The sequence below is a fragment of the Mycobacterium parmense genome (assembly GCF_010730575.1).
Lineage (GTDB): Bacteria > Actinomycetota > Actinomycetes > Mycobacteriales > Mycobacteriaceae > Mycobacterium > Mycobacterium parmense.
Genome location: NZ_AP022614.1, coordinates 543,988 through 558,125, shown reverse-complemented (window position 1 = coordinate 558,125; position 14,138 = coordinate 543,988). Strand labels below are relative to the sequence as shown.

10 protein-coding genes and 1 pseudogene are annotated in these 14,138 nt (G+C 67.9%); 6 read left to right on the top strand and 5 right to left on the bottom strand.

Going from position 1 to position 14,138, the window contains the following annotated elements:
* Positions 1-25: 25 nt before the first annotated feature.
* The 6 genes from G6N48_RS02510 to G6N48_RS02485 all read left to right on the top strand — a co-directional run bounded on the left by G6N48_RS02510 (position 26) and on the right by G6N48_RS02485 (position 10,644).
* A complete protein-coding gene (locus G6N48_RS02510; RefSeq protein WP_085267334.1) occupies positions 26-3,025 on the top strand; it encodes an MMPL/RND family transporter in 3,000 nt (999 codons plus the stop codon).
* A gap of 53 nt (positions 3,026-3,078) precedes the next feature.
* Positions 3,079-4,197 (top strand): acyltransferase PE, encoded by a 1,119-nt coding sequence (gene pe / locus G6N48_RS02505; RefSeq protein WP_085267333.1) that lies wholly within the window; start codon positions 3,079-3,081, stop codon positions 4,195-4,197.
* 10 nt (positions 4,198-4,207) lie between these two features.
* The gene (locus G6N48_RS02500; RefSeq protein ID WP_085267332.1) at positions 4,208-5,941 is read left to right on the top strand and encodes an AMP-binding protein; all 1,734 of its coding nucleotides are present in this window, start codon (positions 4,208-4,210) and stop codon (positions 5,939-5,941) included.
* Positions 5,942-6,055: 114 nt separating this feature from the next.
* Complete coding sequence (locus tag G6N48_RS02495; RefSeq protein WP_085267331.1) at positions 6,056-7,126, top strand: NAD(P)H-dependent amine dehydrogenase family protein; 1,071 nt, start codon at positions 6,056-6,058, stop codon at positions 7,124-7,126.
* 159 nt (positions 7,127-7,285) lie between these two features.
* Entirely contained in the window at positions 7,286-7,738 is a 453-nt protein-coding gene (locus G6N48_RS02490; protein ID WP_085267330.1) for an MmpS family transport accessory protein, read from the top strand.
* Positions 7,735-10,644: an MMPL/RND family transporter gene (locus G6N48_RS02485; protein WP_085267329.1), complete on the top strand. Its 2,910-nt coding sequence runs from the start codon at positions 7,735-7,737 to the stop codon at positions 10,642-10,644. The genes G6N48_RS02490 and G6N48_RS02485 overlap by 4 nt, the downstream gene beginning before the upstream one ends.
* Here the strand turns inward: G6N48_RS02485 and G6N48_RS02480 are convergent.
* From G6N48_RS02480 to nadD, 5 genes and pseudogenes are all read right to left on the bottom strand, one after another.
* Positions 10,636-11,472 (bottom strand): DegV family protein, encoded by an 837-nt coding sequence (locus G6N48_RS02480; protein ID WP_085267328.1) that lies wholly within the window; start codon positions 11,470-11,472, stop codon positions 10,636-10,638. The two genes, G6N48_RS02485 and G6N48_RS02480, sit on opposite strands and share 9 nt — an antisense overlap.
* Before the next feature lie 179 nt (positions 11,473-11,651).
* A pseudogene (gene octT / locus G6N48_RS02475) lies at positions 11,652-12,377 on the bottom strand (diglucosylglycerate octanoyltransferase); the annotation flags it as partial.
* Positions 12,367-13,050, bottom strand: coding sequence for a glucosyl-3-phosphoglycerate phosphatase (gene gpgP / locus G6N48_RS02470; protein ID WP_085267327.1), 684 nt, complete (start codon positions 13,048-13,050; stop codon positions 12,367-12,369). The pseudogene octT and the gene gpgP, both read right to left, overlap by 11 nt.
* Positions 13,047-13,454 carry a ribosome silencing factor gene (gene rsfS, locus G6N48_RS02465; protein ID WP_085267326.1) on the bottom strand — a complete coding sequence of 136 codons (408 nt, stop codon included), beginning with the start codon at positions 13,452-13,454 and terminating at the stop codon, positions 13,047-13,049. The genes gpgP and rsfS overlap by 4 nt, the downstream gene beginning before the upstream one ends.
* A complete protein-coding gene (gene nadD, locus G6N48_RS02460; protein WP_085267325.1) occupies positions 13,451-14,110 on the bottom strand; it encodes a nicotinate-nucleotide adenylyltransferase in 660 nt (219 codons plus the stop codon). The genes rsfS and nadD overlap by 4 nt, the downstream gene beginning before the upstream one ends.
* Between the last annotated feature and the right edge of the window lie 28 nt (positions 14,111-14,138).

Genomic DNA, 14,138 nt, shown 5'->3' with positions numbered 1-14,138 from the left:
CGCGCCGACCGGGAGTGAGGGCCAGATGCGACGGGTAGCCGGTTTCGTGGTGCGGCGACCCTGGGTCGTCATAGGGCTCTGGCTGGCGATCGCGGTCGCCCTGCCGCTGACATTTCCGTCCCTGAGCGAGATGGCCCAGAAGCATCCCCTGGCCATCCTGCCCAGCGACGCACCCTCGAGCGTCGCGGCCCGGAAGATGACCGAGGCGTTCCACGAGTCGGGTTCACAAGACCTCTTGTTGGTGGTCCTGACGGACGACAAAGGCCTGGGCCCCGCGGACGAGGACGCCTACCGCAAACTGGTGGACGCCCTGCGCGCGGACAGGCAAGACGTCGTGATGTTGCAGGATTTCGTCAGCACGCCGCCCCTTCGATCGATCCTGACCAGCAAGGACCGTAAGGCTTGGGTGCTGCCGGTCGGCGTGGCGGGCGAAATCGGCACTCCGCGCGCCTATGCCGCTTTCAACCGCATCAGCGAAATCGTCAAGCGCGAGGTCGCGGGAACCCCGCTGACGGCGAATCTCACCGGGCCGGCGGCGACGGTCGCCGACCTCACCGTCGCGGGCGATCAGGACCGGCTTCCGATCGAGCTGGCGATCGCCGTCCTGGTGCTCATCGTGCTGCTGCTCGTCTACCGCAGCGCGATCACCATGCTGCTGCCGCTGGTCACGATCGGGTTGTCCCTGGTGATCGCCCAGGCGATGGTGGCCGGCTACTCCGCGCTGACCGGCTCGGGCGTCTCGAACCAGTCCATCGTCTTCCTCAGTGCCATCATGGCCGGGGCCGGAACGGATTACGCGGTCTTTCTCATCAGCCGCTACCACGACTATCTGCGATCCGGTGCAGCTTGCGACGAAGCCATCATGAAGGCGATGCTCTCGATCGGAAAGGTGATCGCCGCGTCCGCGTCCACCGTGGGCATCACGTTCCTTCTCATCGGCTTCGCACGAATGGGAATCTTCAAAACGGTCGGAGTGTCGTCGGCCATCGGGATCGGCGTGGCATTCCTTGCCGCACTGACTTTGCTGCCGGCCATTATCGTGCTGGCCGGCCCGCGCGGCTGGGTGGCGCCGCGGCGGGAGCTGACCTCGCGGTTCTGGCGGCGTTCCGGCATCCGAATCGTACGCAGGCCGAAGATCCATCTGGTTGCCAGTGTGCTTGTGCTGATCGTCCTGGCCAGCTGCGCGGGCCTTGTTCGCTACAACTACGACGACCGCAAGGCCCTGGCCTCGTCCGCGCCGAGCTCCGTCGGGTACGCCGCCCTGGACCACCATTTCCCGGTGAACCAGTCGATTCCGGAATACATCCTTGTCCAGTCACCACGTGACCTGCGCACCCCGCGGGCCCTCGCCGACCTCGAGCAGATGGCGGACCGGGTCAGCCAACTGCCCAACATCGCGGCGATCAGTGGCATCACCCGTCCCACCGGCACCGTGCCCGAACAGTTCAGAGCCACCTATCAGGCGGGCGCCATCGGCACCCTGCTGGCCAGTGGCTCCAACCTGATCAACGACCACACGGGCGACCTCAACCGCCTGGCCGACGGGGCCGGAGCGCTGGCGAACAACCTCGGAGAGGTCCGCGGACAGGTCAACCAGCTCGCCGCCGGTGTGCAGGACCTGGACAACGCGTTCTCGTCGGCGAAAAACCAGTACAGCGGCGACACGCTGGTCAGGGAGGTCGACCTCGCGGCCCAGCTCGTCGACCACGTCAACTCCCTCAGCAACGCGATGGGCTGGAACTTCTCCGCCGGCAAGAACCTTTTCGCCTGGATAGGCCCGGTGCTGGCGGCGCTGCAGGGCAACCCGGTCTGCGACGCCGACGCGTCGTGCAGCGCCACCCGCGGGACGTTCGAGCAGCTGGCCGGCGCCCGTGACCAAACGGACCTCGACGCGATCAACGACCTGGCCCATCAGCTGCAGGCCTATCCCGACAAACGGGCACTGAAGGCCTCGACGGACCGCCTGCGCAACGCGGTCACGAAGCTGACCACCGTGCTGCGCGCCATGGGGATCGACCAGCCCGGTGGCCTGCAGGCGAACCTGAACAGCCTGCAGAACGGCGCGGACCGATTCGCCGGCGGGAGCCGGCAGGTGGCCGAGGCGGTGGCCAAACTCGTCGACCAGGTCAAGCAGCTGGGCTCCGGGCTCAGCGAATCAGCGGCCTTCCTGCTGTCGCTGAAGCGTGACGCCGCGCAACCGGCGATGGCCGGTTTCAACATCCCGCCCCAGCTGCTGCACCTCGAGGAGTTCCAGAAGGCCGCCAAGGTCTTCATCTCGCCGGACGGTCACTCGGTGCGGTACCTGGTACAGACCAAACTCAACCCGTTCAGCACCGAAGCCATGGATCAGGTCAACGTGATCAGCGCGACCGCCCGCGGGGCCCAGCCCAACACCAGCCTGGCCGACGCCACGGTATCGATGGCGGGCTACACGGTCGGACTCAAGGACACGCGCGACTACTACGAACACGACATCCGCTTCATCATCGCGGTAACCCTGTGCGTCGTGCTGCTGACGCTGATCGCGCTGCTGCGTGCGATCGTCGCGCCGCTTTATCTCGTTGCCTCCGTGGTCGTTTCGTACCTGTCGGCAGTGGGCATCGGCGTCCTGGTGTTTCAGTTCATTCTCGGACAGCAACTGCATTGGAGCGTGCCCCCGCTGGCGTTCGTGGTCCTGGTCGCCGTGGGGGCCGACTACAACATGCTGCTGGTCTCGCGGATGCGTGACGAGTCCCCTCACAGCATGCGTTACGGCATCGTGCGCACGCTGAGTTCGACCGGCGGCGTGATCACCGCGGCGGGCCTGATCTTCGCGGCCTCGATGTGCGGGCTGTTGTTCTCCAGCATCGGCACCGTGGTGCAGGGCGGCTTCGTGATCGGGGTGGGCATTCTGCTGGATACCTTTCTGGTGCGCACCATCACCGTTCCCGCCATCGCGGCCCTGGTCGGGGGCGCGAACTGGTGGCCGTCGGGAGCGGGCGTACGGCGGTCCCCGATCGGGCGCGCCGAACCTCGAGATATTTAGCGCACGTCCGATATGTATGTGAAACTAGAGAAGCCGAGGGGTCAGGGGTAGGGATGCAGAAACTACTCGCACGAGTTGCTGCGCTGCTAAGTGTCGGTGCCGCAGGGTGTTTGGGCACCGGAACCACGTCGGCCGACGACACGCCCATCGGCGGCCCGCCGACTCCCGGGGCTCCGGGCGACCAGACCGCGTTCGCCCTCGGAGGCGCTCACGTTCTCGGCATCCCCTACGACGAATACATTCGCGAGGAGGGGGCCCAATGGTTCCCCGGCCAGAAGCGCGAAATCGTCCGCTACCCGGCCGGCCAGGTGCAGGGGCATGTGCTGGAGCGGCTGTTCCCGGGCATCGGCAAGTTCGACGAGAACTTTCCCGGCCTGGGGCTGGACGGGCCAAGCGTCGGCGAGTCGGTCGACGTCGGAGTGGACAACCTCGACGCGGCGATCAAGACCGGTCGGCCGGGCACGGCGATCGGCCTGTCCGAGGGCGGATTCGTGGTCGACGGCGAGCAGGCCCGGCTGGCGAATGACCCGGCCGCTCCCCCGCCGGGCACACTGAACTTCGCCACGTTCGGCGACCCCATCGGGCATCATGCGTTCGGTCAGAGCTTCCTGACCGCCATGTTCCCGCCCGGCAGCGTCGTGCCCGCCCTCGACTACCGGATGCCGGCCCCGTCCGAAAGCCAGTACGACACCGACCGATTCGTGGCCGCCTACGACTCGATCGCGGACTTCCCCGACCGGCCGGACAACATGTTCGCGTTGGCCAACACCCTCCTGGGCCTCGCCACGGGCCACACCGCGGTGGCCTTCACCAACCCCAGCATGGTGCCGCCGCAGAACATCAGGACCACGATCAACTCCCGCGGCGCCAGGGACACGACGATCATGGTTCCGGAGAAGCACCTTCCGCTGGTCATGCCGCTGAAGTACATCGGGATTCCCGAGGACACGCTCGACAAGCTCGACGCGATCCTGATCCCGCGGGTGAACGCGGGCTACGCACGAAACGACGACCCGGCGACCGCGCCGGTCCAGGTCGACCCCGTGCACGGCTTCGACCCCGCGGAGGTCACCGCCCCGGCCAACCAGGCGACATTCGGCGGCGGCGCCGACCCGCTCTCGCAGATCCTCAGCGGCGCCACGTCCGTGCTGTCCCACTTCGGCAAAGACTGAGGGCCCGCCCATGTCCCAGTCATCCATCCTCTCGCTGCTGCATGGACGAGCCAGCCTGCGGCCCAACGACATAGCGTTCACCTTCACCGACTACGAGAAGGACTGGGCGGGTGTCCGGGAAAGCCTCACGTGGTCGCAGGTGTCCCGGCGGACGATGGTTGTTGCGCGCGAGATCCTCCTGCACGGGTCCGTCGGCGACAGGGCGGTGATCCTGGCCCCGCAGGGACTCGACTACATCCTGGCGTTCCTGGGTGCGATGCAGGCCGGGCTCATCGCGGTCCCGCTGCCGATGCCGCACCGCGGCGCGAGCTTCGAGCGGGTGGGTGGCGTCTTCGCCGACACATCGCCCGCCGTCGTGCTCACCACGTCCGCGGCCGCCGAAGACATCGGCGACTACATCGACCAGTCCCGCTTGGACACCGCCCCGAAGATCGTCGCGATCGACGCGCTGGACACCGACGCGGGCAGCGGAACGAGCCTTCCGACAACCGGATTGCCCAGCGTCGCGTATCTGCAGTACAGCTCGGGTTCGACCCGGGTGCCGACCGGCGTGATGATGTCGCACCGCAACGTCACGGCGAATTTCGAGCAGCTGATGCGCAGCCTGTTCGCCGACTCCAAGGCGCCGCCGAATACCACGCTGGTGTCGTGGTTGCCCTTCTACCACGACATGGGTCTGGTGCTGGGCGTCTGCGCGCCGATCCTCGGCGGCTACCGGGCGGAGTTGACGAGCCCGGTGTCGTTCTTGGAGTCACCGGCCCGGTGGGTGCGCTCCCTGGCCGAGAATCCGAATGCCTTCTCGTCGGCACCCAACTTCGCCTTCGACCTGGCCGCCCGCAAGACCAGCGACAGCGACCTGGCCGGGCTCGACCTCGGCGGCGTGCTGGGCATCATCAGCGGCGCCGAGCGCGTCGAGCCGGCCACCTTGCAGCGCTTCGTCGATCGCTTCGCCCACTTCAATTTTCAAGACCACATGATGCGTCCGTCGTACGGATTGGCGGAGGCGACGGTGTTCGTGGCGACCGGCACGTGGAGTGAGTCGTCGCCGGCGGTTCACTTCGACGTCGGGGAGCTGGGCGCGGGCCGGGTTGCGCGGTGCGCGGCCGGTGCCGGTGCGGCGCTGGTCAGATACAGAGTGCCGCAATCACCCGCGCTGCGGATCGTCGACGGTGAGACGAATCGCGAGTGCCCGCAGGACGTGGTCGGCGAGATCTGGGTGCACGGCGACAACGTCGCGGAGGGCTATTGGCAGAAACCCCCGGCAGAGCAGCGCTGCTTCGGGGCGACGCTCGTCGACCCCTCGCCCGGCACGCCCGCCGGTCCCTGGCTGCGGACCGGCGACCTGGGTTTCATCTCCTCCGGTGAGCTGTTCATCGTCGGCCGCATGAAGGACATGCTGATCATCCGCGGAAGCAACCACTATCCCGAGGACATCGAGGCCACCGTGCAGGAGATCACGCGCGGTCGGGTCGCGGCGATATCGGTTCCGGTGAACAGCACCGAGAAGCTGGTCACCGTGATCGAGCTGAAGAAGCGTGGCGACTCCGACGAGGAGGCCCGCCACTGGCTGACCTCGGTGAAGAGCGACGTGACCTCCGCGATCTCCAACGCCCACGGCCTCAACGTCGGCGACCTCGTCTTCGTGTCCCCCGGCACGATTCCCACCACGACGAGCGGCAAGATCCGCCGCGCCGCCTGCGCCGAGCAGTACCGCCGGGACCAGTTCACCCGCTTGGACGCTTAGCGGGTCCCGCTGCACGCGGGGTCACCGGCGCGACGAGCCATGGGATGCCCGGCTCGCGCGCGCCGGGGCCGGGTTGAACATAATGAGTCGACGCACACCGGCAAAGGAGCCCCGATGACCGCCGCCACCAGCCCGACCAGCACAGACCGTCCGTTTCGGGTGATCCAGTGGACCACCGGCAACATCGGCCGGCGCTCGCTGCACGCCATCATCGGGCGGCCCGACATGCAGCTGGTCGGGGTGTACGCGCACGGGCCGGACAAGGTCGGCGTCGACGCCGCCGAGCTGTCGGGCTGGCCGGAACCGACCGGCGTGCGAGCCACCAACGACGTCGACGCGCTGCTCGCCCTGGGCGCCGACGCGTGTTGCTACAACCCGCTGTGGCCCAGCGTCGACGAGTTGGTACGCCTGCTGGAGTCGGGGGTCAACGTGTGCACCTCGGCCGCCTGGATCACCGGCGGCAAGCAGTCGCCCGAGGACCGCAAGCGCATCCTGGACGCCTGCGAGCGGGGCAACTCGACGATCTTCGGCAGCGGGGCGCACCCGGGGATGACGAACATGGTCGGCATGGTGCTGTCCGCCTCCTGCGAGCGCGTCGACGAGATCCGCATCACCGAATCGGTGGACTGCTCGACCTACGAATCGGCGGAAACCCAGACCGCGATGGGCTTTTCGCAGGACCCCGACACGCCGGGGCTCGCGGAGAACGTGCGACGGGAAAGCGAGGTCTTCGCCGAGTCGGCGGCGATGATGGCCGATGCCATCGGCGCGAAGCTGGACCGGATGACCTTCGACGTCGAGTTCACCGCGGCCACCGCCGACTCCGACCTGGGGTTCATGAAGATTCCTGCCGGGACGGTCGGCGGCGTGTACGGCTACCACCGCGGCTGGGTCGGCGACCGCAACGTCGTCAGCGTCGGGTTCAACTGGACGATGGGCAGCCACGTCGACCCGCCCAAGCCCCTCGAGCACGGGCACGTGATCCAGGTGTTCGGCCTGCCCAACATGCGGACCGTGCTGCACTGCCTGCCGCCGAAGGACTGGACCGAGCCGGGGTTCATGGGACTGGGGATGATCTACACCGCGATGCCGGTGACCAACGCGGTGCCGGCCGTGGTCGCCGCGCGGCCCGGGATCGTCACGCTGGCCGACCTGCCGCCGGTGACCGGCCGCTTCGCGACGTGAGGGTATGGCGTATGCCACATCGGCGGCCCCGGAGGAACGCCGACGTGCACTAAGGTTTAGAGTTCTTAGCCGAGCAAATGTTTCCGTTGGCAGGGCGTCGCCGGCGACGACGTGCGACTTGCTTGAGGCCGATGGTGGCGAGCGAAAGGCGGTGAGTTCGTGGCGAATCGCGTTTCGGCTTCCGTAGCCCGTGCGGCCAGGCGGGGGTGGATTCCCCTGGTGCTCGTTGTGGTCCTGGCCGTCTCGGCCCTGGTGGTGTCGCGGCTGCACAAGATATTCGGCTCGGAAGACCTCAACGCGAACGCGGGCAAGGGGATCGAGATCGTGCAATTCAATCCGAAGGTCGTCGTCTACGAAATCTCCGGCCCGCCCGGAGCCACCGCGAATATCAACTACTGGGACGCGGACGCCAACACGCACCAGGTGAACAACGCGCCGCTGCCGTGGACCACCACCATCTCCACCACGCTGCCCTCGGTCAGCGCCAACATCATGGCGCAAAGCGACGGCAGCCGGATCGACTGCAAGATCACCGTGGACGGTGTGGTTCGCGACCACCAGAATTCCGACGGCCATAACGCCCAGACCTTCTGCCTGGTGAAGTCCGCATGACCGGCATCCGCAACAAATCCGACCGGACGCCCGACCTGAGCGCCGCGGACACCGGCCCGATCAGCACCCAGGACGCCAAGGCGCGCCGCGGCCACTGGCCCTACCTCCCCCACGCCATCCGCATCTTCGCGATCCCGATCATCCTGATCTGGGTGGCCATCACCGTCCTGGTCAACGTCGCGGTTCCGACCCTGGAGGTCGTCGGCGAGGCGCATTCGGCGCCGATGACGCCCCTGGACGCCCCGTCGATGAAGGCGATGATGCGCCTGGGCCACAACTTCCACGAGTTCGACTCCAACAGCACCGTGATGATCGTGCTGGAGGGCCAGCAACCGCTGGGCCCCGACGCGCATCAGTACTACGACAAGCTGATTCGACAGCTCCGCGGGGACCCCAGGCACATCCAGCACATTCAGGACTTCTGGGGTGACCGGTTGACCGCGGCCGGCGCGCAGAGCGCCGATGCCAAGGCCGCCTACGTCCAGGTGAACCTGGCCGGGAACCAGGGCACCACGCTGGCCAACGACTCCGTGGACGCGGTCCGCAAGGTCATCGAGGAGAACAAGGCCCCGCCCGGGGTGAAGGCCTACGTCACCGGCCCCGCGGCGCTCTCCGACGACATGCACATCATCGGCAACGCCAGCCTGGCCAAGATCACCCTGTTCACCCTGGGCGCGATCGCGATCATGCTGCTGCTGGTCTACCGGTCCATCGCCACCACGCTGGTGCAGCTGTTCATGACCTTCGTGGCGCTGGCCTGCGCACGAGGGGTCGTCGCGGTTCTGGCCTATAACAACGCATTCGGTCTCACCACGTTCGCCGCCAACATCCTCACCATGCTGGCGATCGCCGCGGGCACCGATTACGGCATCTTCCTCGTCGGCCGCTATCAGGAGGCCCTGGCCGCCGGCGAGGATCGAGAAACCGCGTACTACACCACCTTCAAGGGAGTCGCTCCGGTGGTCTTGGGCTCCGGCCTGACGATCGCGGGAGCCACCTACTGCCTGAGCTTTTCGAGGCTGCCCTGGTTCAACACCATGGGCGCGCCCGTGGCGATCGGCATGCTGGTGGTGGTGGCGGCCGGGCTGACGCTGGGCCCAGCCGTCGTCTTCATCGGCAGTCGCTTCCACCTGTTCGAGAAGCAGGCCAAGCGTGGGCGGCTGTGGCGCCGGGTGGGAACCGCCGTAGTACGTTGGCCCGCACCGATTCTGGCCGTCAGCGCCGCGGTCGTGCTGGTCGGCATGGTGGCACTACCGAGCTTCAAGACCAGCTACAACGATCGCCATTACCTGCCGTTGTCCGCCCCCTCCAACCAAGGGCAGGAGGCCGCGAACCGGCATTTCTCCGAGGCGCGGATGAACCCCGACCTGTTGATGGTCGAGTCCGACCATGACATGCGCAACCCGGCCGACATGCTGGTGTTGGACCGGGTGGCGAAAAACGAAATGCGCACCCTCGGCATCGCCATGGTCCAGGACATCACCCGGCCGCTGGGTATTCCGATCCAGCACAGCTCGATCCCGTTCCAGAACAGCATCCAGAGTCAGACGACGATGCAGAACATGGGCTTCCTCAAGGAGCGCATGAACGACATCCTCCGGATGGCCGACGACCTGCAGACCCAGATCGACACCACGCAGCGCCAGTACGAGGTGTCGCAGGACCTGGCCAATGCCGCTGACGACAGCGCAAAGACGACGGCCGTGACGTCGGAGATCACCGACACCCTCCGCGACCACGTCGCGGATTTCGACGACACCTTCCGACCGCTTCGCAGCTACCTGTACTGGGAGAAGCACTGCTACGACATTCCGTTGTGCATCGGATTGCGGTCCCTGTTCGACACGTTCGACGGTTTCGACCAGCTCGCCGAGCAGTTCCACTACCTGACAGCCGATATCGCGCACACCGCCAAAGCCACACACGACCTCAATGCGCTGTTTCCCACGTTGATCACCACGCTGAAGACCACCAGGGGCATCACGCTGACGCTGTACCAGACGTTCAAGGCGATGATCGACCAGATGGAGGCCATGAGCAACACCGCGATCGTGATGGGGCAAAGCTTCGACGCGTCGAAGAACGACGACTTCTTCTACCTGCCTCCGGAGGCGTTCCAGAACCCCGACTTCCAGACCGGTCTTCGGATGTTCCTGTCGCCCGACGGCAAGTCGGCGCGGTTCTTCATCACCCATCAGGGCGACCCGATGTCGCCGGAAGGCATCGAGCGGGTGGGCGCCGAGCGCACGGCCGCACAGGAGGGCCTCAAGCAATCGTCGCTCGCGGACGCCAGGGTCTATCTGGGCGGAACCGCCGCAACCTTCAAGGACATGGCCGACGGCGAGAAGTACGACCTGATGATCGCCGTGGTGTCGGCGCTGACGCTGATCTTCATGATCATGTTGCTGCTCACCAGGAGCGTGGTCGCCGCGCTGGTGATCGTGGGCACCGCGGCCAGCTCGATCGCCGCGTCGTTCGGGCTGTCGGTGCTGATCTGGCAGGATCTGTTCGGCATCAGGATCCACTGGATCGTCATGGCGCTGTCGGTCATCATCCTGCTCGCGGTCGGATCCGACTACAACCTGCTACTGGTCTCGCGGTTCAGGGAAGAGATTCATCACGGGCTCAAGACCGGGATCATCCGGTCGATGGCCGGCACCGGTGGGGTGGTGACGGCCGCCGGCCTGGTGTTCGCCTTCACCATGGCGTCCATGCTCGGCAGCGAGCTACGGGTGCTCGGCCAGTTCGGGTCGACGGTGTGTATCGGCCTGCTCCTGGACACGCTGGTCGTCCGGACGCTGCTGATGCCGTCGATCGCGACCCTGCTGGGCCGCTGGTTCTGGTGGCCGCAGGTGGTGCACCCGCGCGGCAGCAACGCCGGGCGCACGTTCGCCACGTCAGGGTAGCTGCAGACAGATCGCGACGGCCCCGGCGCCGACGTGCAACGCCAGCACCGGTCCCAGCGGGGTGACGATCGCCGGCTCGCACGCCGGAAGCCGCTGTGCAAGAGTGGCCGCCACCTCCGCGGCGCCCTCAGGGTTGGCGACGTGGTGTACGGCCAGTTCGGCCGGGGCCTCCCCGACGAGCTCGCACACCCGCTCGATCATCGCCGCCGTCGCGTTGCTGACGGTCCGCACCCGTTGCGCGAGAACCAGTTTGCCGTCGTCGATGCGCAGCAGCGGCTTCAGGGCCAGCGCGGTGCCCAGCCAGGCCCTGGCTCCGCCGATCCGCCCGCTGCGGCGCAGGTTGTCCAGCCGGTGCACCACGACGAACGCGTGGCCGCGGCGCACCGCCGCCGTTGCGGCCTGGGCGACGGCGTCCACGTCGCCGCCGCCGGCCGCGGCCCGAGCCGCGGCCAGCGCGACGAACCCGGTGCCCATCGCGGTCGACTTGGAGTCGACCACCCGGATCCTCGGATCCAGGTCGGCCGCGGTCCGTTGGGCGGCACCGCAGGTGCCCGACAGCGCCGACGAGATGTGCACCGCCACAACCCCTTCGGGTCCGTTTCCGGTGCTGTCGTCCAGCGCGCGCCGGTAGGCACATGCCAGTTCGGCCGGCGTTGCCGCCGCGGTCGTGGCGTGCAGACGGTAGATGTCGTCGGGAATCTCGTCCACGCCGTCGCGCAGGTCGGCACCGTCGAGCAGGATGTGCAGCGGAACCACCCGGATGGGCCACTGCTCGAGCAACTCGGCCGGCAACCGTGCCGACGCGTCGGTGACCACGACGACCGACACGGTCAGCCGCGCGTCTCGTCGGGCACGCCGGTCTGATTGCGCGGCTCCTCCTCATCGCGCTGCGCGCTCTGCATCGTGGCCACGCCGGTCTGATTGCGCGGCTCCTCCTCATCGCGCTGCGCGCTCTGCATCGTCGCCACGCCGGTCTGATTGCGCGGCTCCTCCTCATCGCGCTGCGCGCTCTGCATCGTCGCCACGCCGGCTTCGGCCAGCGCCTTGAGCATCAGTTCGGCCACCGCCCGATGGGCTTCGAAATTCCAGTGGATGCCGTCCGGATTGCCCCGGCCGCTCAGAATCTCTTCGGCGACAGCGTCTTTGAGGTCCACCAGCGGCACGTCGTGGCGTTGCGCCCATTCGGTGATCGCCGCGACCGTGCCCGGACGGCCGTGGTGAGCCCTCCCGTAGGTGTCGGCGATGTGCACCGACGGCAGCGACGCCACGATCGGGATGCCGGGGCGGTTGAAATCGATTGCGGCGCGCGTCTGTTCGAGATAGTCGGCACTCAGGTGCGCGGGCAGCGCCGGCCGGGCCACCGGCGACAGTCGGGGCTGCACCCAGCCGTAGCCGTCGCGAACCCAACGCCGCAGCCATGGCGGCCGGACGTAGCGGATCAGTTCGCGCAGCGCGGTCGGCAGCACCGACGGCAGCGAGTCCATCCCCCCGGTGGCGAAGACCACCGCGCCCGCCCGGGGCAGTGCCGCCCAGGCGCGCGGGTCCTGCGTCGCCGCCCACCAGATGTCCCGGCATGTCCAGCCGATGCGGCCGATCAACTCCACATCCCAACCAAGTTGTGCGGCAACCAGATTGGGCCAAATGCGCGGATCGTCGGCGGGCAGGCCGCCGGTGGGGCCGTAGTAGGCCAGCGAATCGGCGAAGATCAGCAGCGTGGGCCGTTCAGAGGACATCGCCGGAGACCTGCGCCGAGGCGTTCCACACATCCAGGCGCCAGCGGATGCCGGCCAGAGTTCCGCAATCGCCACCGGAGTCGTCACAGTGGCCGGACAGCTGCACCCAGCTCGCGTTGCCCATCCCGCCCAGCACCGGCCAGTTGACAACCGGGAGCCTCAGCAGCGCCGCCGAGAGCGCGGCGATCAGCCCGCCGTGGGCCACCAGCACCACCGGCCGATCCGGCTGGTTGGGGTGGCCCCACTCGGGATCGCCGGCCACCAGCTCCTCGACCACCGGCAGACTGCGGGCGGCCACGTCGACCCTGCTCTCCCCGCCGTGCGGCGCCCGGGTGGCGTCCTCGCGCCACGCCAGCCGGGCGCCGGGCGCCTCGGCGTCGATCTCAGCGTGTGTCAGGCCCTGCCAGTCACCCAGATGCGTCTCCCGCAGTCGCCCGTCGACGAACACCTCGAGCCCGGTCCGCTCCCCCAGCGTGACGGCCGTCTCGTAGGCGCGCCGCAGATCCGACGCGACGATCCGCAGCGGCCGCAGCTTGCCCAGAGCCTCGGCGGCGGCGACGGCCTGCGCCCGGCCCAGGTCGCTGAGCTCGGTGTCGAGCTGGCCCTGCATCCGCGACCCGAGGTTGAAGTCGGTCTGCCCGTGCCGCAGCATCACCAGCCGCCGGATGATCACGGCACGCCCGCCGATCCGTCGGAGGCCTCGGCGTCCCCGGTGTCGCCCGTCAGCTCCACCTGGACCACCGGGCAGTCGCCCCACAGCCGGTCCAGCGCGTAGAAATCGCGGTCGTCCTGATGCTGGATGTGCACGACGATGTCGCGGTAGTCCAGCAGGGTCCAGCGGCCCTCCCGGGTGCCCTCGCGGCGCGCCGGCTTGTACCCGGCCCGCCGCATCTTCTCCTCGACCTCGTCGACGATGGCGTTCACCTGTCGCTCGTTGGACGCCGAGGCGATGACGAAGCAGTCGGTGATTACCAGCTGTCCCGAGACGTCGATGACGACGACGTCGTTGGCCAGCTTGGCGGCGGCCGCGCCCGCGGCCACGGTCGCCATGTCGATCGCTTCCGGGGTCGCGCTCATGCGTTGTTCCCGGCGGCCAGGGTCGGTCGGCCGGCGGCCCCCTCGCCGTCGCGGTAGAGGCGGCGTTTCGAGACGTACTGCACCACGCCGTCGGGCATCAGGTACCACAGCGGCCGGTGCTCCTGAGCGCGCCGGCGGCAGTCGGTCGAGGAGATCGCGAGCGCCGGGATCTCGACCAGGGTCAACACCTCCTCGGGCAGTTCGCCCAGCACGCCGGTGATGTGCTCACGCCGCAGCTCGTAGCCGGGGCGGCTGACGCCGACGAACCGCGCCAGTTCGAACAGCGTCTCCCAGCCCTGCCACGACAGGATCGACGCAAGCGCGTCGGCGCCGGTGATGAAGTACAGCTCCGAATCGGGGTTGACGGCGTGCAGATCGCGCAGCGTGTCCCGGGTGTAGGTGGGCCCGGCGCGGTCGATGTCGACGCGGCTCACCGAGAACCGCGGGTTGGACGCCGTGGCGATCACCGTCATCAGGTACCGGTCCTCGGCGGCGGAGACGTGCCGATCCTTCTGCCACGGCTGACCGCTGGGCACGAAGATCACCTGGTCGAGGTCGAACAGATCGGCGACCTCGCTGGCGGCAACCAGGTGACCGTAATGGATGGGATCGAACGTCCCACCCATCACACCCAACCTGCGAAGCTGCTTTTGCACGATTTGCCAGCTTACTTGAGGCAGCGAT

What these genes read in the sequence shown, in the direction of transcription:
- rsfS (WP_085267326.1), bottom strand. Translation starts at nt 13,454, where the DNA reads ATGAGCGCGACCCCGGAAGCGATCGACATGGCGACCGTGGCCGCGGGC.
- G6N48_RS02510 (WP_085267334.1), top strand. Translation starts at nt 26, where the DNA reads ATGCGACGGGTAGCCGGTTTCGTGGTGCGGCGACCCTGGGTCGTCATA.
- pe (WP_085267333.1), top strand. Translation starts at nt 3,079, where the DNA reads ATGCAGAAACTACTCGCACGAGTTGCTGCGCTGCTAAGTGTCGGTGCC.
- G6N48_RS02500 (WP_085267332.1), top strand. Translation starts at nt 4,208, where the DNA reads ATGTCCCAGTCATCCATCCTCTCGCTGCTGCATGGACGAGCCAGCCTG.
- G6N48_RS02485 (WP_085267329.1), top strand. Translation starts at nt 7,735, where the DNA reads ATGACCGGCATCCGCAACAAATCCGACCGGACGCCCGACCTGAGCGCC.
- G6N48_RS02495 (WP_085267331.1), top strand. Translation starts at nt 6,056, where the DNA reads ATGACCGCCGCCACCAGCCCGACCAGCACAGACCGTCCGTTTCGGGTG.